Source organism: Actinomycetota bacterium (genome assembly GCA_028698215.1).
Taxonomy (GTDB): domain Bacteria; phylum Actinomycetota; class Humimicrobiia; order Humimicrobiales; family Humimicrobiaceae; genus Halolacustris.
This window is the reverse complement of record JAQVDY010000021.1, coordinates 1-25840: the sequence shown is the minus strand read 5'-3', so window position 1 is coordinate 25840 and position 25840 is coordinate 1. Positions and strand designations below refer to the sequence as shown.

At 41.6% G+C, this 25840-nt stretch carries 26 protein-coding genes, 1 tRNA gene and 1 riboswitch; of the genes, 3 read left to right on the top strand and 24 right to left on the bottom strand.

Features of this window, described 5'->3' with window-relative positions; translation table 11 throughout:
• Positions 1 to 420 precede the first annotated feature (420 nt).
• From PHN32_06845 to PHN32_06830, 4 genes are all read right to left on the bottom strand, one after another.
• The gene (locus tag PHN32_06845; protein MDD3777305.1) at positions 421 to 1491 is read right to left on the bottom strand and encodes a Gfo/Idh/MocA family oxidoreductase; all 1071 of its coding nucleotides are present in this window, start codon (positions 1489 to 1491) and stop codon (positions 421 to 423) included.
• A gap of 862 nt (positions 1492 to 2353) precedes the next feature.
• Positions 2354 to 2441, bottom strand: a tRNA-Leu gene (locus PHN32_06840).
• Between the two features lie 20 nt (positions 2442 to 2461).
• A complete protein-coding gene (locus PHN32_06835) occupies positions 2462 to 3385 on the bottom strand; it encodes a Ppx/GppA phosphatase family protein (GenBank protein MDD3777304.1) in 924 nt (307 codons plus the stop codon).
• Positions 3386 to 3388: 3 nt separating this feature from the next.
• Entirely contained in the window at positions 3389 to 3796 is a 408-nt protein-coding gene (locus PHN32_06830; GenBank protein ID MDD3777303.1) for a cell division protein FtsL, read from the bottom strand.
• Between the two features lie 183 nt (positions 3797 to 3979).
• Here PHN32_06830 and PHN32_06825 point away from each other — a divergent pair, with 183 nt between their 5' ends.
• Both PHN32_06825 and PHN32_06820 read left to right on the top strand, forming a co-directional pair.
• Positions 3980 to 5326, top strand: a complete 1347-nt coding sequence (locus tag PHN32_06825) for a potassium transporter TrkG (protein ID MDD3777302.1) — start codon at positions 3980 to 3982, stop codon at positions 5324 to 5326.
• 3 nt (positions 5327 to 5329) lie between these two features.
• A complete protein-coding gene (locus tag PHN32_06820) occupies positions 5330 to 5992 on the top strand; it encodes a TrkA family potassium uptake protein (protein ID MDD3777301.1) in 663 nt (220 codons plus the stop codon).
• Here the strand turns inward: PHN32_06820 and pyk are convergent.
• From pyk to PHN32_06775, 9 genes are all read right to left on the bottom strand, one after another.
• On the bottom strand, positions 5989 to 7449 hold the full coding sequence (gene pyk / locus PHN32_06815) for a pyruvate kinase (protein ID MDD3777300.1): 1461 nt from the start codon (positions 7447 to 7449) through the stop codon (positions 5989 to 5991). The genes PHN32_06820 and pyk overlap by 4 nt on opposite strands.
• Positions 7422 to 8243: a nucleoside triphosphate pyrophosphohydrolase gene (gene mazG, locus PHN32_06810; protein ID MDD3777299.1), complete on the bottom strand. Its 822-nt coding sequence runs from the start codon at positions 8241 to 8243 to the stop codon at positions 7422 to 7424. Before mazG ends, pyk begins: the two co-directional genes overlap by 28 nt.
• Positions 8243 to 9268 carry a peptidylprolyl isomerase gene (locus tag PHN32_06805; GenBank protein MDD3777298.1) on the bottom strand — a complete coding sequence of 342 codons (1026 nt, stop codon included), beginning with the start codon at positions 9266 to 9268 and terminating at the stop codon, positions 8243 to 8245. The genes mazG and PHN32_06805 overlap by 1 nt, the downstream gene beginning before the upstream one ends.
• Positions 9265 to 12564, bottom strand: a complete 3300-nt coding sequence (gene mfd, locus PHN32_06800) for a transcription-repair coupling factor (GenBank protein ID MDD3777297.1) — start codon at positions 12562 to 12564, stop codon at positions 9265 to 9267. Before mfd ends, PHN32_06805 begins: the two co-directional genes overlap by 4 nt.
• A 41-nt stretch (positions 12565 to 12605) precedes the next feature.
• Positions 12606 to 13160 carry an aminoacyl-tRNA hydrolase gene (gene pth / locus PHN32_06795; protein ID MDD3777296.1) on the bottom strand — a complete coding sequence of 185 codons (555 nt, stop codon included), beginning with the start codon at positions 13158 to 13160 and terminating at the stop codon, positions 12606 to 12608.
• A gap of 10 nt (positions 13161 to 13170) precedes the next feature.
• Complete coding sequence (locus PHN32_06790) at positions 13171 to 13872, bottom strand: 50S ribosomal protein L25 (GenBank protein ID MDD3777295.1); 702 nt, start codon at positions 13870 to 13872, stop codon at positions 13171 to 13173.
• Between the two features lie 24 nt (positions 13873 to 13896).
• Positions 13897 to 14865, bottom strand: a complete 969-nt coding sequence (locus tag PHN32_06785) for a ribose-phosphate pyrophosphokinase (protein MDD3777294.1) — start codon at positions 14863 to 14865, stop codon at positions 13897 to 13899.
• Between the two features lie 68 nt (positions 14866 to 14933).
• The gene (gene glmU, locus PHN32_06780; protein MDD3777293.1) at positions 14934 to 16046 is read right to left on the bottom strand and encodes a bifunctional UDP-N-acetylglucosamine diphosphorylase/glucosamine-1-phosphate N-acetyltransferase GlmU; all 1113 of its coding nucleotides are present in this window, start codon (positions 16044 to 16046) and stop codon (positions 14934 to 14936) included.
• A gap of 63 nt (positions 16047 to 16109) precedes the next feature.
• Entirely contained in the window at positions 16110 to 16394 is a 285-nt protein-coding gene (locus PHN32_06775) for a hypothetical protein (protein ID MDD3777292.1), read from the bottom strand.
• A gap of 97 nt (positions 16395 to 16491) precedes the next feature.
• Here PHN32_06775 and PHN32_06770 point away from each other — a divergent pair, with 97 nt between their 5' ends.
• Positions 16492 to 17397: a radical SAM protein gene (locus PHN32_06770; GenBank protein ID MDD3777291.1), complete on the top strand. Its 906-nt coding sequence runs from the start codon at positions 16492 to 16494 to the stop codon at positions 17395 to 17397.
• Here PHN32_06770 and PHN32_06765 read toward each other — a convergent pair.
• The 11 genes from PHN32_06765 to PHN32_06715 form a co-directional block, all read right to left on the bottom strand.
• Positions 17394 to 17885: a methylated-DNA--[protein]-cysteine S-methyltransferase gene (locus PHN32_06765; GenBank protein MDD3777290.1), complete on the bottom strand. Its 492-nt coding sequence runs from the start codon at positions 17883 to 17885 to the stop codon at positions 17394 to 17396. The genes PHN32_06770 and PHN32_06765 overlap by 4 nt on opposite strands.
• Positions 17882 to 18691, bottom strand: coding sequence for a metal ABC transporter permease (locus PHN32_06760; protein ID MDD3777289.1), 810 nt, complete (start codon positions 18689 to 18691; stop codon positions 17882 to 17884). Before PHN32_06760 ends, PHN32_06765 begins: the two co-directional genes overlap by 4 nt.
• A gap of 1 nt (position 18692) precedes the next feature.
• The gene (locus tag PHN32_06755; protein MDD3777288.1) at positions 18693 to 19493 is read right to left on the bottom strand and encodes a metal ABC transporter ATP-binding protein; all 801 of its coding nucleotides are present in this window, start codon (positions 19491 to 19493) and stop codon (positions 18693 to 18695) included.
• Between the two features lie 3 nt (positions 19494 to 19496).
• A complete protein-coding gene (locus tag PHN32_06750) occupies positions 19497 to 19688 on the bottom strand; it encodes a DUF6485 family protein (protein ID MDD3777287.1) in 192 nt (63 codons plus the stop codon).
• 15 nt (positions 19689 to 19703) lie between these two features.
• Positions 19704 to 20240, bottom strand: a complete 537-nt coding sequence (gene cobO / locus PHN32_06745) for a cob(I)yrinic acid a,c-diamide adenosyltransferase (GenBank protein ID MDD3777286.1) — start codon at positions 20238 to 20240, stop codon at positions 19704 to 19706.
• A gap of 100 nt (positions 20241 to 20340) precedes the next feature.
• Entirely contained in the window at positions 20341 to 21603 is a 1263-nt protein-coding gene (locus PHN32_06740) for an ABC transporter ATP-binding protein (GenBank protein MDD3777285.1), read from the bottom strand.
• 6 nt (positions 21604 to 21609) lie between these two features.
• On the bottom strand, positions 21610 to 22644 hold the full coding sequence (locus tag PHN32_06735) for an iron chelate uptake ABC transporter family permease subunit (protein MDD3777284.1): 1035 nt from the start codon (positions 22642 to 22644) through the stop codon (positions 21610 to 21612).
• A gap of 1 nt (position 22645) precedes the next feature.
• The gene (cobS, locus tag PHN32_06730) at positions 22646 to 23464 is read right to left on the bottom strand and encodes an adenosylcobinamide-GDP ribazoletransferase (protein MDD3777283.1); all 819 of its coding nucleotides are present in this window, start codon (positions 23462 to 23464) and stop codon (positions 22646 to 22648) included.
• Complete coding sequence (cobU, locus tag PHN32_06725) at positions 23464 to 24033, bottom strand: bifunctional adenosylcobinamide kinase/adenosylcobinamide-phosphate guanylyltransferase (protein ID MDD3777282.1); 570 nt, start codon at positions 24031 to 24033, stop codon at positions 23464 to 23466. Before cobU ends, cobS begins: the two co-directional genes overlap by 1 nt.
• A gap of 56 nt (positions 24034 to 24089) precedes the next feature.
• Positions 24090 to 25043, bottom strand: coding sequence for an ABC transporter substrate-binding protein (locus PHN32_06720; GenBank protein ID MDD3777281.1), 954 nt, complete (start codon positions 25041 to 25043; stop codon positions 24090 to 24092).
• A 13-nt stretch (positions 25044 to 25056) separates the two neighbouring features.
• Positions 25057 to 25584: a cob(I)yrinic acid a,c-diamide adenosyltransferase gene (locus PHN32_06715; GenBank protein ID MDD3777280.1), complete on the bottom strand. Its 528-nt coding sequence runs from the start codon at positions 25582 to 25584 to the stop codon at positions 25057 to 25059.
• A 103-nt stretch (positions 25585 to 25687) separates the two neighbouring features.
• Positions 25688 to 25840: riboswitch (cobalamin riboswitch) on the bottom strand. This riboswitch is flagged as partial in the annotation.

Here is a 25840-nt window from a genome sequence, read left to right as displayed (position 1 = left end):
ATCTTTACTGGCAATAGTTATTGATGAGATTACTGAAAACCCACTAGTTGAGCTGCTTTTCCCCCGGCAATAAATTTAACCTCTTTTAAGCTTAAATCTTTCAGCTGGCTGCTGCTTCCGTTTTTAATTAAAACAAGCGGTAACTGGTGTTTGAAAATAATGCCTGGACTGAATTTATTAAGAAAAAAAATAATATTTAAATATTATTAAAATTTTTCTTTTTACTATTGACAATCCTACGTACTCTGTTGTATATTATATTTATTCTACTTAGTTAATTCTAAGTAGGAACCCCGGGATGTTCGGTAACCAAAGCGAAAGCTAAGGTGAAAGATAACCTGGGGTTTTTTTATGCATTTTGGCCGCTACCTAATTACACTACTCTTTATAACATAGTGTCTTGATTGTGTACTTGTTTTTTCAGTTGCAGATACCGTAGTCAATTTTTATGGGAATATTTTTATCTGCCGATTCTTTAGCTGCATTACATATAAGGATATTTTTCAAGCCGTCCATACCAGTACATATAGGCTCTGTGTCATAAATTATAGCCTTGAAAAATTCCTCAAATTCCTTAATGAAAGCCTTATGGTATCTATCCATATAGAACAAGCCGTAACTCTCCTGGCTTGACCAAGCTTTATCTACAAGTTTATCCACTGTCCCTCCATTATCATTATACAACAATAGCTGGGTGGGAATTTTATTGTTAACAAAAATACATCCCTTAGATCCAAACACCTCTACCCTCTGATCAAAACCGTAAGTGGCCTGCATGCTTCCATCCACGGATCCTATGGAACCATTATCAAATTGAAGGGTAACCATTATGGTATCGTAATCACCTATTTCGGCAAATTTTGGCTCTATCAGTACTGTGCCTGCAGCATATAATTCGTTCACTTCTAATTGGGTAATATACCTTAGTATATCGAAATCATGACTGGTTACTTCGTTAAAATGACCGGCAAAAAGTCCTTTTTTTAAATACCTTGCCGGAAGAACTTCCGGAAGTCTGGTAGTGGCCCTGGCCATATGAATGTCACCTATGTCGCCTCTGGCAATCATCTCCCGGGCTTTAATATAATTTAAGTCAAAACGCCGGTGGAAACCTACCTGTAGTTTTATTTTATTCTTACCAGCGACATCAATAGCTTTTTTTACCTGTACAGGATCTACCCCTATTTGTTTTTCACAAAATACATTTTTGCCAGCTTCTACGGCTTTTAAAAGCACTTCTGCATGCTGGGTAATCTGAGTGGCAACAGCTACGGCATTAACTTCTTTATCTTTCAAAATTTCTTCGTAATTTGGAGTAAATATGGTATCACCAGCAAAATTTTCAGCAATAGCCCATTTTTTAACATTTTCTATATCGACATCACAAATATATTTTATCTTCACATTAAAAAAATTTTGCCTGATATTTTTTACATGAAATTTTCCTATGGTCCCGCAACCAATCATTGCCAGAACAATACCATTATCCATTTTTACCTCCTAATTAAAAAATTGAATAAATTATTATCATAACTAGACCAACTATACTCACTGTATATTGTATTACCATTCTTTCTAAACCAGCTAGGTTTTATAATAATTATACTTTCTAAATCAAATAACTTTAAGTAACTATAATTTCTCCCAGGTGGCCCAGAAGAAATACTGTTATTTAAAAATTGATTATGGGGTATGGTATTATTATTCCTAAATTAGAGCTGAAATTAATACCAACATCAAAATTTTTTATTTACTTGCCAGAAGCCTTAGTTTTAATTTTAATAATTATGCCCTTAGAACTATCGAGACACCCTATAATCTTTATTTTGGTTCAATAGCAGCTTTATTTAAAATTTTAAGGTTATATTTAAATCAGGTCTTAAACTGAATTGTTAAAGTATTTTTATCTGGCTGAATATCATCTATATGTAAGATATAATCAATCCTACCCTTGACAGGTCTGCTATGATGAACATATAAAGTAAAAGTTAGGTAGCTTTAAAAGGCAAGGAACTTTACAGACGAAAGAAAGTAAATAGTAATTAGCATCTTTTAAAGATATACCGTATTGCTTTTACTTTTAGGGTCCCAATGTGTTGATTAGCCTAAAGTGTGAAAGCCATGGCAAAAGATTCGTTGGGGCCTTTTTTATTCTAGCTGGACTATAAGCAGCTAGGGCAAACTGTATAAGTTATGCTCTTTGCAATGTCTTTCCTTCCAGCTCTTATTCCCTTTAAATGCTAATAAGACTATTCTGCATGTATTAATTTGGACCAGATACGGTTTGAGAGGGCGAGCTTTATGATATTAACTAACGGGTTGCCCCCGTTGTTGGTAGAGAGTTAATTAAAAGTGGTGCCCGAGGCCAGAATCGAACTGGCACGAGGAAAAACCTCAACGGATTTTAAGTCCGTTGCGTCTACCAATTCCGCCACTCGGGCATTTAAGTTAGAATATTCTATCAGAAATCAGACATACTGTAAATAATTCCGTCTAAAATATCTGACTCGCTGACCACTATATAATTAAGATCCAACAAGTCCATTATGGCCAGCAATATGAAGGATCCAGCTACTATTATATCTGCCCTTTTAGGATGAAGACCAGCCAATTTTTTTCTCTGGGCCAGGTCCATCTTTTTTAAATTCTGGTATTGCTCTTTTACCTTATCCAGAGACAGTATATGATGGTGTATTTTATCCCTATTATAGACCTTAAGTTCTAAATCGATGGCAGCCAGGGTGGTTATAGTACCAGCCAGTCCTAATGAAGCCTTAAATTTACTGTTCCGCCATTCTTTTAAGCTGTTGCTGATATAGTTCAAGGTATAGTCCTCCATAGCAGCATAGTCTATATCAAAACTTTCGGTAAGGCTTACACAGCCTATTTCCAAACTCATGTCTTTGCGCGGTTCAGGTCCTGAGCCAATAATAAGTTCAGTACTTCCACCGCCTATATCCAAGACCAGCCAATCCTGGGCATTGGTTGGAGGTTTTTTGATGATCCTTCCTATATCAACATCGGCTATGGCTCCCCTGTAACTTAAACCAGCTTCTTGCCTTCCGGTTATAATTTCAATGACTATATTGGCCTGCCTCCGGGAAAGCTCCAGGAACCAATGGCTGTTTTTAGCTGTCCTTAAGGCTTTGGTTCCTACTGCCCTGTAACTGGTAACCTCCATATCAAGCATTTGCTGCTGGTACCGTTTTAATACCCTTATAGTATTTTTAGCAGATACATCAGATATAACGCCGGTTTGGCCCAAATCTTTTCCCAGACGGGTTATTTCCATAGTCCTAACCAGGGTATTAAGCTTTCCATCCTTGATGTCTGCTATAAGCAGTCGGGTTGAATTGGTGCCTACGTCTATGGCTGCAGTGTTCATGGGTTAGTTTTCTTTAACTTCATTATGGTAAAATATTTTAATATTCTCCCATAAATCAGAATTTGAATATACCACCATTTGATTAATGCTGGCGGCAGCATCCTGTTCAACTACTACAAAATAATTTTGTTCATCCAGTTTGGTCATATTAAACTGGCTCCTGGCTTCCCTTTCCACTCCTTGTTCAGAATAAAGGCTTTTTTCCTGGGCCAGTAGTTTTATATTTTCATTTCTGGTCCAGCTTAACTTTTCCTGCAGCTCCAGAACCTTTTCCCTTTCTTCCATTAATTTGGAAACCTGGCTTAAGGATAGGAACACAGTTACTCCTATAAACAGCAAAACCATGATTACCAGAATGTTGAGCTTTACCTTCCTGGAAAGGGTGCTTATGACTTTTACTCTTTTACTCATTATTAAGTAAAAAAACTAAGTAGTTATTATTAATTGTACTATATTTTTTTCAACTTTTATTTTTATAATTAACTTTATGATAATACCTGTTCTTATTTACATCAAGAGGCATTAAAAAAATATTATTGTATTTGTATGGTTAATTTAATAAAATAACTGTTTAATGTAAAGTACAATAAAAAAATGAAAGAATTACCCCTATTTTCCTCAAAAACCCAGAACCAAATTGCAAAACAGGTTCTGTTTGCTTTTGCTTCTGCCATATTAATAGGATCAGCAATACTGCTCATCCCCCAGATGACTAACAGCGGCAATATGAGCTACATTGATGCCTTGTTTACTTCCACTTCAGCTATTTGTGTCACCGGGCTAATAGTACAGGATACTCCTACCTATTTTACTGATTTAGGTAAGACGGTAATTTTGATAATGATCCAGCTGGGGGGTCTGGGTATTATGACCGTAGGATCCATATTTGGTTTAATACTGGGCCGAAAAATAAATATAAGGGATAAATTTTACCTTACCAGCAGTTTTGGACGCCAGCAGTCTTTTAGCGCTTATAAGTTTTTTATGCTGATTGCTTCAGTAACTTTTGCTTTTGAATTTATAGGATTTCTATTAATGTCTTTGGTATTATATTTTAAATATTCCTATCCTTTTAGAAGTGCTTTAACTTTCAGTGGTTTTCATTCGGTAAGCGCATTTAACAATGCAGGTTTTTCATTATACTCCAATAGTTTGGAAGCCTTTGCTGCAGATATACCCATTAACTTGATAGTAATAGGTTTAATCATAATAGGGGGCTTGGGTTTTCCGGTAATGTCAGAGCTGATTACCTACTGGAAAACCAGGCAGTTGTCCCTTCATGCCAAGCTGGTATTGATTATTACAGGTTCCCTATTGGCATTTGGAGCGCTAATGTTTTTTTTACTGGAGTTTAGAAACCCCGATTCCATTGGCAACCAGAATATGGTCACCAAAATATTTACCAGCATATTCCAATCTGTAACCCCCCGGACAGCAGGATTCAATACGGTTAAGATGATAAAACTAAACCCGGCTACCTTATTTTTCATAGCCATCCTGATGTTTATTGGCGCCTCCCCCGGCAGTACTGGAGGCGGTATAAAAACTACCACTTTTGCCGTAGTTACTGCAGGGAGCCTGGCTACCTTAAGGGGAAGGGAGCAGGTAACCTTGTTTAAAAGAAGAATTCCTGCCCAGCTTATAAGGAGAGCCCTAACCATTACCTTTACCGCTATCGTACTTATAGTATTTTCTACAATAGGGATATTGATTATTGAAAAATGTACCCTGGTAGCGGCCTTGTTTGAGGTAATATCTGCCTTTGGTACGGTAGGTCTTTCCACTGGAATAACCATGTCTCTATCTGTAGGAAGCAAGATTATATTGATACTGTGTATGTTTATTGGTAGAATTGGTATCAGCACTTTGTCCATAGCTATTGCTATCCGGGGAACGCAGGACAAAATTATCTATCCGGAAGAAAGTATTACTATTGGTTAAGTCATGAAGAAACAGTTTTTGGTTATAGGATTAGGCAGGTTTGGAGCCAGCGTAGCCCGTACCCTTACCCAGGACGGACATAGCGTGGTAGGCATAGATCAGTCAGAGGACCGTATACAAAGGGTATCAGAGGAAATTTCTGACGTCATGAAATGTGATGCTACTGATGTAGATATTTTAAGCTCCATTGGAATACCTGATTTTGAAGCCTGCATTGTATGTATAGGTGAAAAATATATACAAAACTCCATTTTGGTAACTCTTTTGCTCAAGGAAAAAGGCGCTAAAAAAATTATTGCCAAGGCAGGAACCAAAACCCAAGGCAGGGTGCTGTACAAAGTAGGCGCTGATAAAATTGTTTATCCAGAAAAAGACATGGGAGAAAGAGTGGCCAGAAGCCTTACCAGCTCCAATATTATTGATTTTTTGGAAGTAAGCCCTGAAATAAGCATCATAGAATTGAAAGCTCCTGCCATGATTGTAGGTAAAGACTTAATTGAACTTAACCTAAGGCATAAATACGGAGTCACCATAATCAGCGTAAAGTCAGAGGAACAGAGCATACAATCTCCTCCCCCAGTGGACTATAAGTTTAAAGAAAACGATATTATCACCCTTATCGGTGATAATAAAAAACTTAAGAAATTAAGATTCACTGAAGATTAGTCTATCTTTTTGACATTGATGAAATTTGTACTTCCCGGTTTATTTACCAGTATGCCGCCTGTAATTACTACCGTATCCCCTTTATGCAAGTAACCTTCTTTTTTGCCTGCCTGTATGGCTTCATTTATAATTTCACTTATATTGCCGGCAAAACTGGTTTTTACCGGTACAACGCCCCAGCTTACCATCAGCTGCCTTACTACATAGTCATAAGGGCTGGCTCCAATTATGATGCTCCGGGGCCTGTTTTTGGCCACCTGTCGGGCAGTATGGCCGGACTGGGTAGAGGTAATTATGGTGCTAGCCTGTACCCTGTCTGCAATCTCACAGGAAGCTGAGCTGATGGCTTCAGTTATGGTATCCTGGTCAGAGCCTCCTTTCTGCCTTAACCACGAGCCAGTTTCTAATTCCTGTTCGGTTTTATTTATTATCTTAGTCATCATTTGCAGTGACTCTAAGGGGTACTTTCCAATTGCGGTTTCTCCCGAAAGCATGATGGCATCAGAACCGTCAAGAATGGCATTGGCCACGTCGCTGACTTCTGCCCGGGTAGGCCTGGGGTTTCTCATCATGGAATCCAGCATCTGGGTAGCGGTTATGACCGGCTTACCTGCCTGGTTGGTTTCCTTGATTATCTTTTTTTGCAGAATTGGAACATCTTCTTCATCGATTTCTATCCCCAAATCACCTCTGGCTATCATTATGGCATCTGCCTGCTGCAATATAGAACTAAAATTATTAATAGCTTCATGTTTTTCAATTTTAGCCACTATCATCTGGGTGCCTTTTTTCTTTTTTATAGCCTTTCTTACTATTTCAATATCATGAGCTTCCCTTACAAAAGACTGGGCGATGAAATCAACTCCCAGGCTTATGCCTAAATCTAAAAAATAAAGATCCTTTTCGGTAACCGAATCCAAACTTAGCCGTACGCCGGGAAGGTTAATGCCCTTATGGGATTGAATCATTCCTCCTCTTATGACTTCACACCGGGCTAAAGATTGCCGCTTGTCTATTTCCAATATCCTGCATTCAATGAGGCCATCATCAATATAGAGGGTCCCTTCCTTTTTAATGTCCTCAATAAGCTTGCTGTAGCTTACCTCCAGCATAATACCCTTATCAGGATCATAGACCTGCTTAACCGGCTGGGGGGTAAAGCTTAATATATCTCCCCTCTTTACCATCAAATCCTGTTCCATTTTTCCGATCCTTATCTTGGGGCCCTGGAGATCAATCATAATAGCAGTATTAGTACCCAGTTTCCCTGAAATTTTCCTTATCAGTCCTACCAGATCAGTAACTTCCTTCTCCCCGGCATGAGAAGTATTGATTCTGGCAATATCCAAACCGTTTTCTATCATAGACTGCAGCATATATGGTTCACTGCAGGCAGGACCGATTGTGGCAACGACCTTTACTTTTTGGTTTAAAGGGATTTTTTGGCTATTTCCCATAACTTATCCTTTTCAGTTAAAGGCAAGGATTTAAAATCCATATTGTTTTTAGCTGCATATTCTTCCATAAAATTGAACCGCTCAGTAAATTTTTTGGTGCTTTCCTTAAGGATGTACTCACCATCCAGGCCCAGCTTGCGGCTTAAGTTAACCACTGAAAATAAAAGATCCCCTATTTCATGCTCAATTCTTGGCAGGTTACCTATAGGTAGTTCATCCTCCAGCTCTGTTGTTTCCTCTTTTACCTTTTCCAGAACCTGCTCCGGTTTATCCCAGTCAAAGCCCAGCCTGGCGGCTCTTCTCTGGACTTCATTAGCATAATGAAGGGCAGGAAGGATGCGGGGAATACCGGAAAAGATGGTTTTATCTTCCTGGTTTTTCTGTTTTCTTTCTTTCTTTTTTATAACTTCCCAGTTCTCCAGCACTTCCCGGGAACTGTCTACTTGCTGGCAGCCGAATACATGGGGATGGCGCCTAACCAGCTTGTTAATTATTCCTTTTAAAACATCATTGATGTTAAAATTTCCTTCTTCTTTACCTATTTGGCTATGAAATACCACCTGCAGCAATAAATCCCCCAATTCTTCTTTTAAGGAATCCCAGTCATGGTTTTCTATTGATTCCACCGCTTCATAGGTTTCTTCAACCAGGTTATTTTTAAGACTTCCATGGTCCTGCTCCCGATCCCATACACAACCTTGCTCCGACCTAAGCTTTTCCATTACAGACAGCAGCAAAGTAAATAATTCTTCACTATTTTCTATCTTGTTTATCTCTTCCGGACTAAAATTCACTATTGCTGATCCCCTCCCTCAATGGGGGGCTTTTCATTTAACTGGCTCTTGATATCGGTCTTATACTCAATTTCTGCTATATCAATTAAGCTGTATATAAAGTCAGCCCATACCTGGTTTTTCTCTTCATTTTCAATATAGGCTATTACCGTCTCCTTAACTTCGTCAAGATCCTTGATATACTCTTCCTGTTTATCAGTTACATAAATAAGATGATAGCCGTATTCAGTTTCAACAATATCGCTAATTTCCCCTATACCTAAACTGAATGCTACCTGTTCAAATGACTCTATCATTTCTCCTTTGGCCACCAAACCTAGTTCCCCGCCATTTTCAGCGGAAGCGGTATCGTCTGAATATTCCTGTGCGACCTGTTTAAAGTCCTGGCCTTCTTCCAGCTCCTGCTGAACAAATTCTATCTTATCCCTGGCTGCCTTCCTTACCTCTTCCGTAATTTCAGTTTGGCCTTCCTCCACCTCATATTTAGCTAAAATATGGCTTACTTCAATTTTCTCCGGAACCAGGAACAAGCTTTCCTTGTTTTCCTCATAAAAGGATTGTGCTTCTTCTGCGGTAACTTCCACCTCTGCCGTTACCTGGTCAAAGATAGCAGCTCGGAGTAGCTGGTTTTTTAATTCCCTGGTTAAAAATCCCCGGTCAATAGTCATAGTCTCTAGGGCCTGGTCAAACTCTTGTTCAGAAGGATAGGTGGCAATTATTTCTTGAAGCTGTTTTTCTGCATCTTCATCGCTTACCGCTATCCCCTCTTGCTGGGCATACTGCTGCAGCAGTTTTACCACTATCAACGAGTCCAGGATATTAGTTTGCATATCATCAACAGCCTGCTGGTCCTGGTCAAGTAAGCCCTGGGTATCCTGAGTTTTAAAGAAATTAAAATAAGTGTCAATTTCTTTAGAATCTATCTTTTCCCCATTTACCACCGCTGCTGCCTGGGTGCAGCCGGTAAGGGCAATTATTGATACCAATAAAAGAAAAAATGTGCCCCATAAAATAGCTCTTTTCAATTTGATAACCTCTTTTCCTTTTTCAAATCTATGGTGTTTATTATAACATTTAGGATATTATAAACTAAACCTAAATTGATATGGTTGTCAATTATTTTTAGGACCAGCTGGCGCCCCCGGTGATTATAGGATAAATGGGGATCGATATTTTTTAATTTTTCCGTACCCATATCCAAACTGAGCTTTTTAAATATTAGGTTCTGGTTGTGGTAGACCATGCTGGATATTTCTGCCTGCTGCATTAGGTTTTTTATCTTAGCAAGGTATATCAGGTTGGAAACCGAGGGAGGTAAATTACCATATCTATCCTTTATGGCTTCAGCAGACTGCTCTATCTTGCCTATGTTTTCAGCCTGGCCCAGGTTACGGTATAGGTTTAAGCGGTCTTTTTCTTTAGGTATGAAACTCTTGGGAATATAGGCACTCACCGGCACTTCTATCTGGACATTGATATCCTGTTTTACTTCCTGGCCCTTAAGCTTAGCCACTTCCTCTTTAATTATCTGGCAATACATGTCAAAACCTACACTTCCCATATGCCCGCTCTGCCTGGGACCCAGCAGCTCCCCTGCTCCCCTGATTTCCATATCCCTTAAAGCTATGCTGTAGCCGGCACCCAGATCCGTATATTCTGCCAGCGCCTTTAACCTCCTTAAAGAAGTCAGGCTTAAATTTTTCATCTTGGGATAAAAGAAATAGGCATAAGCCCTCTCGGTGGACCTTCCCACTCTTCCCCTTAACTGGTGAAGCTGGGAAAGCCCGAAATTATGGGCATTTTCCACCATCAAAGTATTAACATTGCTTATGTCCATTCCAGATTCAATGATGGTGGTAGTAAGCAGTATATGGTATTTCCTATCCACGAAATCAGACATCACCTGTTCAATTTTTTCCCCTTTCATCCGGCCATGGGTTAGGGCGATTTTGGCCTGGGGCACCAGCCTCTGAAGGTATTCCATCCTACTCTGTATACCCTTTATATGGTTAAAGACATAATATATCTGGCCGCCCCTGCCAATCTCCCTTTCTATGGCCTGCTTTACTACCAAATCATCTTTTTCCCCTACAAAAGTCTCTATGGGGTTCCTGCCTTCAGGATGGGTATTTATGGCCACCATATCCCTTATTCCGGTTAAAGACATATACAGGGTCCTGGGGATAGGGGTAGCGGTCAGGGTTAAAACATCCGCATTCTTTTTTAACAGTTTGATCTTTTCTTTACTGCCCACACCAAACCTTTGCTCTTCATCCACGATAATCAAACCTAGGTTAGGGGGGTTTACGTCGTTTTGCAAAATCCGGTGAGTTCCTATCAACATGTCTATTTTGCCTTGATTGAAAGCCTCAATAATTTTATTCTGGCTGCTTTTTTTCCTAAACCTGGTAAGTACCTCCAGCTGTACCGGATAGTCCCGGTATCTCTGGTTAAAATTCTGGTAATGCTGATCAGAGAGAATAGTAGTGGGCACCAGCATCATTACCTGTTTTCCCGATTCGATAGCAGCAAAAGCTGCCCGGATAGCCACTTCAGTTTTTCCAAAGCCAACATCTCCGCAAACCAGCATATCCATGGGTTTGGGCTGGGCCATGGCCTGGTTTACCTTCTCAATGGCTTTTACCTGATCGGGGGTTTCAGTAAAAGGAAACAAATTAGATATTTCCCTTTGCCATGGCGTATCCACTACAAAGGGATGCCCTTCCATGGCCTGCCTCTGAGCATACAGCAGGGAAAGATCAAAAGCCAGCTTTTTTACCGAATTTCTGACTTTCCTTTTTTGCTGCTCCCATTGCCTTGAATTTAAAGTATTTATCTGGGGGTTTTCCTGGCCAATGTAGCGGGTAATACGGTCTGCCTGCCAGGTAGGGACATAAAGCTTATCCCGGTTGGCATATTCTATTAAGAAATAGTCTTTTTTGTATCCCCCTACCTGCCTGGACACTATATCCACATACCTGCCTATGCCATGGGTCTTATGTACTAGGTATTGTCCCCGCTGAAAACTTTCCAGCTCTTGCAAGGATTGGATGATTTCATCCCGGGCAATGATTTCCTGTTTTTGGTAAATATCCAATTCTCCATAAACAGATACCTTCTTGGTCCTAAAACCATGAAGCAAATTTTTATCCAGCAAAAGGGCTACCCTGGACTGGCCCTGGCCCTGCTGTGTAAAGGATAACCCGTTTTCCGTTATTATTTTTTTAATTTTTTCTTTTCTCTTGGGGTTGGAAACCGCGATATAGACCTTTTTTTTAAGCTTAAAATCCTTTTTCAAATTCTCTATAAATGTTTCTGGCTGGGCAAAACTTCTTTTCTGCCCTTCTATACCCAGCTTTATTTCACTGGCATTAACCGCTGCAGCCGAATTTAATTCCAGTAATGCTGAAGCATAATCTCCAATAGCTTCGGAAGCCAGCAGATACTGGTCCAGCTGGTCAATCTTATCCAAAACAGTTTTTTCCAGGTCCTCTTCCAATATTTTGGCTAAAATATCCCGGTCACTGGACATTTTTACCTTAACTTCTACCGGATCACAAACAGCTACGGTGAGACTTTTACACTGCCCCCTTAAATATTGTTGCAGAGACATTATGTTTTTACCCGCTTCTAACTGCCAGGGATCAAAATAGGGAAATATTTCTGTTCCTTTATGCTCAGCCAGTTTTTTTTGGGTTGCCGGATCCAAACTATATATTTTTTCTACTTCATCCCCATAGAAATCCAGCCTCAGCATAGAATCCATGGTTACATCGAATATGTCTACTATTGACCCCCTAATACTAAATTCACCCCGGTCATAAACCATATTTACCCGTTCATAGCCCTGTTCCAGCAACCAGCTAACCAGTTGGTTTCTATCCAAGGTATTACCTTGGAAAACCGGCAGTGGTTTTGCCATTTTTAACTTCTGGGGATTCATCAGGTTAAGGCAGGCATTTATGCTGGCTACTATTACCAGGGGGCATTTGCATTTCGAGGCCTCCTTTAGAACCTTAAGCCGGGGAGCAATCTGCTGTAAGTCCGGAGGTTTATTTTTATAATAGATGGAAGTAGGCGGACTGGGAAAGTTTAATACCGGACATGAAAGCAGCCCCGATATTTCTACTGCCAGCTCCTGGGCCCGGTCCCGGGTAGAAGTTATGGCCAGCAATGGCCCCTGAAATTTTTTAGCCCAAAAGGCTATAAGAAAAGGCCATATATCTTCCTGGGTACCGATACTCATATGGTCTTTTTTACGGGACACAAGGTCTAAAACCTTATTAAACTCATCCTGGGTACAAAATAGATCAAGTAACATGTTTGAATGGAAAGTCAAAAATTAATTCTAATGTATTTAGCTTAGTTATACTTATTCATCACATAGTCCAAGCCGCTCTCCAGGTAATCCTCAATACTCTCAGAAACAGTGTTAAACACAAATTCAAGCTCTTCTGTTTCCTTTAAGCTGAAAGGCTCCAGCACATAATCTGCAGGATCCTGGGAGCCGGGAGGCCTCCCTATGCCTATCCGCAACCGGTTAAACCTCTGGCTGCCAGTAGCTTTTACTATTGACTCCAGGCCCTTGTGCCCGGCAGTGCTTCCCCCTGATTTGAACCTTATATTACCCAGCTCTATGTCCATATCATCATGCATTACCAGCAGAGAGCCAGTCTGGATATCATAATGTTTTAACAAGGCAGCTACTGCGCTGCCGCTATTGTTCATAAAGGTTAGGGGTTTGGCCATCATTAATTTGGCCTGGCCGTATTTGAACTGAAAAATTTCTGCATTAAACTTGCTGAAACTGCCGGCCTTAAAGTTACCAGCAATCCTGTCCACCGCCATGAATCCCACATTATGTCTGGTCAATTCATATTGTTTTCCAGGATTACCTAAGCCTATTATTAAAATCATGTCTGATTTATTATTCCTGCTCCGGGGCCTCTGAAGCTTCCGCAGGCTTTTCTTGGGCTTCTTCTGCTTCTTCCCCTTCCCTGCCTATCAGTTCAGGTTCACCCTCGACTTCTTCTTCCACTTCTTCTTCCACCAGTTGAGAAGGATGGATTATAGATACTATAACTTCACTGGGGTCGCTAATGATCCTGACTTCATCGCCCACTTTCAAATCCTCTACCTTAACTGTTTCTCCCAGCTTTAAGTCTTTAATGTCATAAACAATACTTTCCGGAATATCCATAGGCAAGCAGGCTATATGGAGCTCTCTTAGACTATGCTGCATTACTCCGCCTTCTTCTTTTACCCCCACAGCAATATCGTCATTAATTATCTGTATGGGCACCTGGGTTTCTACTTCCTTGGCCATTTCAATCCTTAGGAAGTCCAAATGCAGAAAGTCCCTGGTTATGGGATGCTTCTGAATATCTTTTAAAATTACCGCTTCCTTCTTTTTCGAACCGTTAACTGAAAGGTCAAAGATAAGGTTTGCCGTACCCTTGCCTTTTATTACCTGGCTAAATTTTTTGGCATCCACCTTCAGGGTCAGTGGCTCCTTGGCCAGACCATACATTACCGCAGGGATAAAATGATCCCTTCTGAGCCTCTTGGACGCATTATTTCCCAGCTCTTTATCTTCCCTCTTATCTACAACTAAGCTTAAACTTTCCATTTATTGCACCTACCTTTAATTTAATTAAACCAGATTTTCACCTTTAAACAACTCGCTTACAGACTTGCAATGATAAACTTTTTTTATGGTTTTTGCAAGCAGGGACGCCACTGAAACCACTTTTATTTTATCATGGTTATAAGGACGGTTTATAGGCAAGGTATCTGCCACCACTATTTGCTCTGCCCTGGAATTCTGGAGCAAATGTATGGCATCATTTGAAAATATGGGGTGGGTAGCAGCAGCAAATACCCTTTTTACACCATTATCCAGCAGCATTTCAATGGCTTCTACCAGGGTTCCCCCGGTATCAATCATGTCATCAAACAGAATTGCATCTTTGCCCTCTACTTCTCCTACCAAATGCTCAATTTTTGCCACATTCTGGGAAGGCCTTCTCTTATCAAATATGGCCAGGGGATAATGAAGCTGATTAGCTAAAATACTAGCCCTTTTAACCCCTCCCACATCGGGGCTTACCACTACCCCATTAGTGATATTCAAGGTTCTAAAATACTTGGCAAGGATGGGAATGGCTGTAATGTGGTCTACCGGTACGTCAAAAAATCCCTGTATGGTAGCAGTATGCAGGTCCATAACTATCATCCTGTCCATACCGGCCACTTCCAGCAAATCCGCGAACAGCTTGGCAGTAATAGGTTCCCTTCCTTCAGCTTTTTTATCCTGGCGGGCATAACCATAATGAGGTATTACTGCATTTATCATCCCGGCAGAAGCCCTTTTTAAGGCATCTATCATTATAAGCAGTTCCATGATGTAGTCATTTACAGGCTCGCTGCAGGTTTGTATCAAAAATACATCAGCGCCCCTTACGCTATCTTCAAACTTTACATAAATTTCACCGTTCTTAAACTTTTTACGGTCTACCCTGCCTAAAGAGACTCCCAGCTGCTCAGCTATATGCTCGGCCAGCGCAATATTAGATGAGCCTGAAAAAAGCATCATTCTGCGGTTGGTAGGATAATCTCTCATTTAATGTCTCCCTTTTAATTTAAATTTTTTATATTTATTTTATCTTCCTGCCTTAAGCAAAACCCTGTTTAGCTTTTCCTCTTACCCTTAACCAGTTCGCTATCCCCGCACCCCAGGTTGTAATAACTTTTACAGCTTTGATGGCTTGAAGTTACTACTCCGGGACCGAGATAGCTAAAAGGTCCAATGTAGTTATGCTCCCCTACCAGGGAACCTTCTATTACCGAATTGGTTATGGTGGTATTTTTACCTATGGAAGCATCTTTAATCTGGGTAAAAGGCCCTATCCGGCAGCCAGTTCCAATTGATGTATTGCCCTCAATAAAGCAGCAAGGCTCTATTACTGTATCTATTCCGATAGTAACCGTATCCTGTATATAGGTCTGGGCCGGGTCTTTTATGCTTACTCCCTGCAGGGAGAGCCTGTAATTTATTCTCTGTCTTATCACTTTTTCAGCATCCGCCAGCTGGGCCCGGTCATTTACGCCCAGCACCTGCACCGAATCCTGCAATTTATAGGTGGTTACCCTTTGGCCTGAATTAACCATCTTTTCTATCACATCGGTTAAATAATACTCTTTTTGGGAATTGTCTGAACCTACTTCCTCTATTTTATCAAACAGCTTATCCCGGTCAAAACAGTATATGGAGGTATTGATTTCATTAATTGATTGCTGGCGGGGTGTAGTATCATTGTGCTCTACCACTTTTAGTACCTTGCCCCTGCTATCCTTTATTATCCTCCCGTAACCGGTTGGGTCTTCCACCTCGGTGCTTAATATGGCAGCGCTGCTGCCAGTACCAGTCATCCTTGCTACCAGCTGTTTCAATGTATCTTTTAATATCAAGGGGCAGTCTCCGCTCAGCACCAGAACCAAACTGCCCATCTCCCTTTTTAAGGAAGCAGCACATTTGACGGCATGGGCGGTTCCCAGCTGGGGATTTTGCTCTATGGTCAAAGCCTGGGGATAATTATCTTTTAGGTATTTTCTCACCAGATTTTTTTGATGGCCTACTACTACTACTACATTTAGAGGGCAGAGCCCATAAACGCTGTTTAAAATATAGTAGAGCATGGGTTTGGATAAAATTTGATGTAGGACTTTAGGCTTGGAAGATTTCATTCGTTTTCCCTTGCCGGCAGCAAGGATTAACACCGATAGGTTTTTGCTCTTCTCCATCTTTATTGGCCTATGTATAAAGTAACTTCAAAAGTTTAACATAAAACTTGCTTTATATCTAAATTAATCCACAAATTCAGCTCCCTTTACCTCCCGGGACAGTACTTCAAAAGAAGGGCTGAAATACATGCTGACATAGATAAGATTATTACATTTATTGCCCAGGATCTCCTTGCGTAAATAAAAGGAGGCTCCGGAAGGGCCCTCATCTTCATATATCCTGGCAATGTCACTGCTTTTCCTGGCTTTTACTTCAATCTCTTCTCCACAACGCTCGCATTTTACTTTAAACTCTACAAAATTAGAGGTAGAAACTGGTGGAGAAAAAAACTTCCTGAGGTTTTCCATAAAACCCAATATTGCTCCTTTGTTTACTTCTAACAACTATATTTTAAAGCTTGCCCATGATATTATCAATTCATTATTTACAGAACTGGTAATTAAATTGACAATAGGTAGATCAAAGGTTAGTCAAATCCTTTATCTGGCGGGTTATGCCTTAAAAGCCAGGTTATTTGCCGCCCAGCGTAAACCGCTTTTGGCCAGCTTTAAAGTTACCTACCGCTGCAACCTTAAATGCTCGCACTGCCCTTTTTGGAATAAGCCTTCACCTGCCTATATGGATATAAAGGAGGCAGAAGCCCTGCTGCAAAAGCTTTACCGCCAAGGAGTAAGGCTAGTGATATTTGAAGGAGGGGAACCCCTGCTCTACCCCCACCTGGATAAGTTGGTGGAGAAAGCTAAAACCCTTTTTTTCTCAGTGGGAATTACCACCAATGGGATTCTGGACTTAGACCGGGCCAATCCTGACCTTTACTTTGTATCCCTGGATGGCCCCCGCCAGATTCATGACCAGATTAGGGGAACCTGTTTTGACCATATTATGGATAATATAGCCGCACATCCCCATATGAAAATAATAGCCAATATTACCATATCCAGCATAAATTACCTCTATATTGAACAACTAGTCCGGTTTTTAAAGGGAAAGATTTTTGGGGTAACTGTCCAATTTATTTACCCCTTTCCCGGTATAAAAACACTGCCTTTGGACTACAGCGACCGGACAAAGGTTCTAGATAAGCTTATCAGGCTAAAAAAAGAGGGTTATCCCGTCCTGGATTCCTTTAGTTGCCTGGAGTCTTTAAAGGATAACCACTGGAAATGCCATGATTTTCTGATAGCCAATACAGAGCCTGACCAAACACTTCATTACGGCTGTTACCTCAAGCACCGGTTAAGCAGCTACAACTGCAGCCTGTGCGGATATGCAGTACATTGCGAAGCCAGCGCCGCCTATGATTTTAACCCCGGGGCCCTGGGTGCGGCCAAAAGCATATTCTGGGATTAATGGCCTTTGGGAGATTCCAGTTGGAGCAAAAAATGCTTTATGGGTATACCTGCTGAATAGTTTCCCGCCTGGCCGCTGCTTTTTATTACCCGGTGGCAGGGAATGATAATCATTATAGGGTTCTTGCCCATCACTGTACCCACTGCCCTCCAGGCTTTACTGCTGCCGGAAAGGCCTGCCAGCTCACGGTAGCTGACCATTTGCCCGTATCCTATTGTCTTTAAGCTGTCCAGTACCTTTCGAAAAAAGGGTGAGCCATACAATAATTTAGTGTTTATTTTAAAATTTTTTAACTGGCCTGCCAAATACCTATATATTTCTTCTTCCAGCTGAGGCCAGCCTCCAAGCCCGGTGCTTGATTTGGCCAGCTTCTTAAACTGGTCCAGCCGTTTAATGTCATTTCCAAGATAGCATAGATTCTCTTGTCCATCCCATACATAATAAAGTCTGCCTATAGTAGTATCAAACTGATGCTGGTATAGGTTCATGAAGATAGCCTCGCTTTCCTGCAAGCCAAAGTAATAAAAAATATAGCAGCGCTAACCATGATGATGGTAGCCCCTGACGCCAGGTTTAGAATATAGGATAAAAACAGCCCCAGCAGGCTGGAAAGAAATCCAAATATAATTGAGAAAACTACCATCTGGGTAAAATTGGTGCTAATGTTTTTGGAAGAGGCAGCAGGAATTACAATCAAAGCGCTTACCAGGATTATGCCTAGCACCTTGGTGCTGATAATCACGGTAGCTGCTACCATAATTACAAATAGGTAATCGTATACCACTACTTTTACCCCCTGCAGGGCAGCCAGCTCCCGGTCAAAAGCCATAAACATATAGGGTTTAAAAAATACGGCCATAATAAGGATTACTGCCAACCCCAGCCCTAAAGATAGATACATGTAAAACCGGTCTATGGCCAATATGTTTCCAAACAGGTAGCTTAACAGGTCCGGTTTATAGCTTTTTAACAGTCCTATTATTAATACCCCTATAGCCATGGAAGTGGGCAAAAATATACCGATTATGGTATCCACCGAAAGGGTGCTTTTGTTCTTAAGGTAAGAGATAAGTAGGGCAATGATTATGCCAAATATTACCGCGCTGATCATGGGATTTATTCCTATCAGAAAACCCAGCGCAATACCTGCCAGAGAAGAGTGGGCTATGGCATTGGCAAAAAAAGACATTTTCTGGAGTACCACAAACACTCCTATCAGGGAGCAGGTAATGCCTATGACCAGTCCGGAAACAAGGGCTCTCTGTAAAAAAGGATATATAAAAAAATCTGCCATATCACTCTCCGTACAATTTGCACCTTTTAATATCATCGGCAGTAAGCTCTTCCTGTGGTTTTTCCAGGCACTCCTTATGCTTAAATATGCCAAAACCCTTGCCGTAAGCTTTTTCTAATTTTAAAGGGACCAGTACCTGGCCTGGCGGTCCAAATCCTACCAGAATACGGTTTAAAGCCGCTACCTTATCAGCATACAGGTTTACTACTGTAACGTCATGGGATATCAGGGCTACCGTTAATTTTTGGCTCTCTTTTAGATGGTTTATAAGGTGGTAGAAGCTGTCTTCGCCTTTAACATCAACCCCCGCCAGAGGCTCGTCAAAGAAGATGATACGGGGATGGCTGGCCACTGCCCTCCCTATTAATACCCTCTGTATCTGGCCCCCGGAAAGGGTCCCCAGCTTAACCCCGCCGTAGCCGGACATCCCTACCTGGCCTAAAGCCCACTCTACCCTTTCTTTTACCCAGTCCTTCTTTTTTTTGCCTGATCCCAGGGACATGGCTATAACTTCTGCCACTGTAACCGGGAAGGTGCGGTCAAATTCAAATTTTTGGGGTACATAACCAGCAACACCCCGGTAGCTATGCAGTCCGGATGCCGCCTTTCCAAACACTTTTATCTGGCCGCTGTAGGGAACCAAATTAAGGATTGCTTTAATTAGGGTAGTCTTACCGGACCCATTAGGTCCTATAATAATTAAGAAGTCCCCTTCATCTATGGAAAAGGTGATATCCTCTAATATTTTTTTATTGCCCAGGGTTACCGATAAATTGTTTATCTCTAATGCTTTTACCGCCATGGCCTAACTGTTTAATTTTATAAAATGTTGTATAGAACGGTCATAGGTCTTTTCTGCCTCAGGTCCAAAATAGCAGGCAGGAAGTTCGCCCATGTTCCGGTGATATTCTATGCATTGGCAGCATATGCCTTTGCGGGGACAGGGTTCATAGCTGCAATTACAGATTTTCAGGTTCTGCTCTTTTCTGCATTCCATATTGGTTCCTTTCTGTTAGTATTCTATTCCCTTGATGGCCTTTATACCATGCTGGAAAGCATGCTTTATCTGTTTCATTTCAGTTACTGTATCCGCAGCTTCTATTATTTTAGGATGAGCATTTCTGCCGGTAAGCACTAACACCATTTCCGGTTTTTTATTATTTATTATATTTAATACCTGTTCCGGACTGGCCAGACCATAATCTACCATGTTGTTTATCTCATCTAAAATGATTAGGTCATAGGAACTGTTTTTAGCCTGCTCTAGGGCATACTGCAGGGCTTGCTCTGCTTCCATTTTCAACTCTGGATTTATTAGGGGCTTACCCTGCTTAAAAGGTATAAACCCTGAACCCAGCTGCTTTATTTCTATCTGGGGTATGCTGCTTATGGCCCTAACTTCCCCAGAAATCCAGCAGCCTTTTATAAATTGCAGTATCAAAACCTTCTGCTGGTGCCCAGCAGCCCTTAAAGCAAGTCCCAGGGCAGCGGTAGTTTTGCCTTTGCCGTCACCGGTATTAACCAGTACCAGGCCTTTTTTGTTTTTCATAATTTAAATTTTATTAAATTTAGGTTTATTAATAAACCGTTATTTATAAACTTGATATATATTATTGGTTTAAAGTTTAAGTTCAAGCTAAGCCAACCACTCAACTGTGGCCCTTTGGCTTGGCTAAAAGACCGAGCAGCTGGGACTCTGAGGAAATCACTTCTGCCCCTGCTTCTATTATCTCCTCAAACAGCACGGATGCCTTGCCTTGGGTATAATCCCGGCCCGACATGTCTTTACCTCCCATTATTATTACCTTCTTGCCCATTTGTTGGGCTTGCCGGGCAGAAGCCAGGTTGGAAAAATTACCATTCCCAATTGCTACCGAAGGTAATATCACATAATCACTGCCCTTTATAAATTCTAAATTACGGTCCTGGGATTGCCGGCTTATGGGCGAAAAAGGGGCCTCACTTACAAAAGGAATGCCCAGCCTCTGTGCTGTCCCCTGATCGGTATCCAGATTATTTACCACCCCGCAGGAGAGGCGGTAGCCTTGCGAGTGGAGCAGGTTAAGCACTGAAGTAGCTGCTCCCCCTCCCCCTATCACATGTACCCTTATGTTCTTTAAATCCCTGCCCGCCCCTGTTGACAGGCTGAAGGTAGGATTTACATAAAGTTTGCCGCTAAAGGGGTTTTTAGCTACATAAACCTCACTGCCAAACACCCTTTCAATGTTTTCAGTAGTAATTACTTCATTTACCGTACCATACTCAAACAGATTTCCTTCCTTTAGCAGCATCACCTTATCCGCATACTGTATGGCCAGATTAATATCATGAAAAATACCTATTACCGTCTTTCCATCAATGGTATTTAAGTCCTTTATTAGCTGCATCAGCTCTATCTGAAAATTAATATCCAAATGGCTGGTAGGCTCATCCAACAGCAGCAAGGGCGTGTCCTGTACCAGGGCCTGGGCAATTATTACCCTCTGTTTTTCACCCCCGGACAATTCATGGTATTTTCGGTGGGTCAAATTTTGTATACGGACCTTCTCTATTATATCTTCTATCTTTTTATCGGCACTGCTACCGGCTTCCAGCCGGTCCCGGTAAGGGTACCTGCCCATAGCTACAATCTGTTTTACCGTAAAGTCAAATCCGGGATGGGTAGATTGGGGTACTACTGCCACCAGCCTGGCTGCCTGCCGGGGATGAAGTCCAGCCAGGTTTTTTCCGGCAACAATGACCTGGCCCCTATAGTTTTTCAGCACCCTGCTTATAATGTTTATAAGGGTAGACTTACCACTGCCATTGGGACCCAGTATAGATATAAACTGGCGTTCCTGCACCTTAAAACTGATATCTTTTAAGACCGGGGCTCCATTATAGGAAAAATTGAGGTTGGATAAAGACAGCATGTCCAATTAAAACACCTGCCTTTTAGACCTAACCAACAGGTAAATAAAGAAAGGCACTCCTATTATAGAGGTGATAATGCCTACCGGTATCTCCCGGGGAACCAGCACCATGCGGGACAAGGTATCTGAAGCTAATAGGACAATTCCTCCCGCCAATGCTGAAGTAGGATAAAGGATTTTGTGGTCGGGACCTACTATCAGCCTTAAAATATGGGGGGTAATAAGGCCCACGAAACCAATTATGCCGCTTACCGATACCGCTGCTGCCGCAATCAGGGAAGCTAGCACCAGCAGTATCTTTTTTACCTGGTCGGTATTTACTCCCAGCTGGGTTGCCCTCTGGTCCCCTAAAGAAATAATATTCAGTTCAGTCATAAAGAAAGCAGCAACAATAAACAGTACTATAATAATAGGTCCAATTATGGCCAGCTGCTGCCAGCTGGCTGCAGTAAAACTTCCCATAAGCCAGAATACCACCCTGGCCAGGTCCTGGGATTGAAACATCAGTATAAAGGAATTAATAGAGCTTAACATGGCACTGATGGCTACTCCTGCCAGCAGCAGGGTCAATACTGATACCCTGCCCTTTGTCCTACTGATACTATAGACTAAAAAAGTTACTCCCAGTGCCCCAGCAAAAGCAAACAGGCTTACTAAAGAAATAGATGCCAACCGGATACCTGAAGCAAATATAAGCCCGATAGTAGCTCCAAACGATGCCCCTGCTGACACCCCTATAATATAGGGATCAGCCATGGGGTTTCTAAAGATTCCTTGAAATATGACTCCGCTGGAAGCTAAAGCAATCCCGGCCAGTACCGAAATTATAATCCGGGGAAGCCTGATTTGGGAAATTATGGCAAATTCATTGGCACTTATATGGCTGGCATCTATCAGGTTTCTAATGCCCGGTATATAGCTGCCGATGATTTTAGCCGTATCCTTAAGGGAAATGCTGGCAGAACCCAAGGAAGCTGCCACCAGGGCTAAAGCCAAAAGTATAAACAGCAATATTATGGTGTATTTAATAGTTCTTCTCAATTTAAAATACCATCATTAATGACCATAAAAGGAAGGTAACTTCCATTACCTGGGATACAGCTCCCGCTGCGTCCCCGTTTATGCCTCCCAATTTTTTAGATAAGAATTGGCTAAAAGCTGCTGCTGCCAGGAAACTAACCAGAAAAGCTATTATGGCTTTAATTCCTATTAGCAGCACTGCTGAAATAGAGGCAGACATTAAACCTGGCCCCCCGGCCTGGGCAGCTAAAACTACTACCACATACCCTATTAAGGCATAGGAGGTAGCTATTATGAACCTGGTTTTGTTTACAGGGGAATAAAACCGGGCTGCCAGTCCCTGTCTGCTGGCTGGAGGGTATTTGGCAACTACATAGACCATGGACCACCGTCCCCAGCAAAAAGAAAAAGCCAATACAGCTATAAAAGAGAAGACATTATGGCTATGATGCATGTACAGGTAGTAAATCAAGCTAACCTTTAACAACAGTACCAGCACCACTGACATTACCCCAAAAGTACCGATATCACTTTTTTTCATGATTGCCATTATGCCTTCCGGTTTTTTTACCCCAGAAAAAATACCGTCAAACACATCTGCCAGGCCGTCATAATGCAGGCCTCCCGTAAGCAAGGCTTCGGCCACCACCGCTAGGGCTGCAGCTACCAAGGCCGGCAGCAGCAAGCTGGATATCCAGAAAATTAAAGATATGATTATACCCAATAAAAGCCCTGTCAGGGGAAAATAGCTTAGGGCAGGCGAAAAATTGGACTGGTAGCCGTATCTTCCCGGCAGGGGGAAAATAGTTAAAAAACCAATTGCATTTAGAAAACCCCTCATTATTTTAACCTCTGCCTGGTTCCTGCTATAAAAAAATAGGCTTCATCCGCTACCAAAGCCAACTGCTTGTTTATGGTACCCATGAGATCCCTGAACACCCTGCCCAAGGGGTAAGGAGGTACCAGTCCCATGCCCACTTCATTGGAGACCAGTATAACATCGGCTTTAATTGTCTTTATATAGGTACAGAAGTAATCAAAATAATCACTTACTTCCTGCTCGATTTTTTGCTCCACCTGGTTAGGTATTATGCTCAGCTGGTCCAGCTGGTGGTCTTCCAACAAGCGATAAAGCAGGTTGGTTATACAGTCCACTATCAGCACTTCCGTGCCTTCCAGATTCAGTTCTTTTAACTTACCCGGCTTTAGAAACTTATCTTTAAGTTCAATGGTTTTCCAGCCTCCTGGCCTTCTCATCCGGTGAATTTCCACCCTTTTTTCCATTTCACTGTCAGTTATCTTGGCAGTAGCCAGATAGGCCACCCTGCCGGGTATGGAACTTGCAAGCTCTTCAGCATATGAGCTTTTTCCGCTCCTGGCTCCTCCTAGCAGAAAATATATTTTATGCATTAAATACCTTTCTGTACCGGAGTAAAATTACTTTTCACTATATAGTTAACCATATATTACTCTATTATCTCAAATGAACCAAAAATTTCAGGATGAAACGCCTTGGCCAGCATGCTAAGGCCTTTAACCGAATTATGGTTAGGCCTAACTATAGAGTTCTCCGGCACTATATATACTTCACCCTCTATTACTGCAGAAACCGTAGAAAACCTGCTGTCCTTTAAAATTATGTCTGCTGTTTTGGCTTCATACATGCCTCCATCTCCGGCAATCATTATCTGTGGGTTGTTTTCCAAAACTTTTTCCACACTGTACTCAGCATAACCTTCCAGACCATCCTTGGCTACCACATTGATACCCCCTGCTTTCTCTATCAATTCATTTATATAGGTATTAAGGCCGGCACTCCATAAAGGATCGTCATATATCTCATAAAAAACAGTAGGCTTGTGTTCCTGTTTTAAATCCTTTACCTGGGCATAGATTTCATTTACTTCCCTCTCAAACTCATCTTTCAGCTGCTGAGCTTCTTCTATATTTAACATTAATCCCAGGTTAAGTATCTCCTGATACGCCCAATCCAGGCTCTGGGCCTCAAAGGTGTAAACAGTGATGCCTAATGCCCTCAGCTTATCATAATCCTCCTCAGAAGAACCGGAAAGCCTGATTACCAAATCCGGATCAGCCTCGGCTATTTTCTCTATATTGGGGCCATTAAAGTCCCCATAAGCTTCAAAACCCTGGGCCAGGGGCTCACCACTATCAATACTCCAGCTATCCACCCCTATTACCTTATCCATAGCATTTAGGCTATCCAGTACTTCCAGCACACTGGGAGCAAAAACTATAATCTTTTCTGCCGGCTTCTCGAGGGTTACCTCCATCCCTATGCCATCCGTAACCATAATAGAGCCAGTTTCCTTCTGGGCATTGCCGCTGCTGCAGGAAATGCCAAAAGCAAGGGTTAAAATAATGGCTAATGCTATAAATGCTGTAGATATTCTTTTCATTTTTTTATCCTTCCTATTTCTCTATACCAGCCCGGGCCAAGATGCCCTGTTGGTAGTAGTGTTTTATTTCTTTCATTTCAGTTACCAGGTCTGCTTCCTTCATTAAGGCCTGGGGAGCAAACCTTCCGGTAAGTATAAGTTCAGTTTCTAATGGCTTGTCTTTTATAAGGCCTATTACGTCCTGCAGCTCTACTAGTTTCAGATGTATGGCTATGTTTATTTCATCTAGGATTATTACATGGTATTGGCCCTGGGCCATAATAAGTTTTATTTCCTTTAAACCCTGTCCGGCCAAACTTACATCCCTAGCATCAGGGCACCTGTCTATAAAACATCCCCTGCCGTACTGCCTTAAGTGGATATTATTAGAAAATCTCTCCAAGGCTTTAATTTCTGAGTATTCACGTCCCTTAATAAATTGGGCTATAAATACTTTCATTCCATTTCCAGCTGCCCTTACCGCCAATCCCAGCGCAGCAGTGGTCTTGCCTTTACCGTTTCCAGTATAGACCTGTACATAACCTTTAGATAGGCTGGCCATAGTCTCTCCTTCCTAAAAAGATAAAGGCCCTCCGCTTCGTTTTTAGCAGAGAGCCTTTAAATTTTTTAAAATAAAAAAATTACTCCCTTTCTACCGAAGAGGTGTAACTTGTGTTCTGCCAGACAGGTCTCCTGACTTATGGGACTTTACCCTTCGCCTTCCCAGCTATTGCCAGTGGCTTATTGAAGAATACTCACCCAAATACAGTGGCGGGACCGTTCCAGATTCTAACTGGATTCCCTTGAAAAGCAGAATG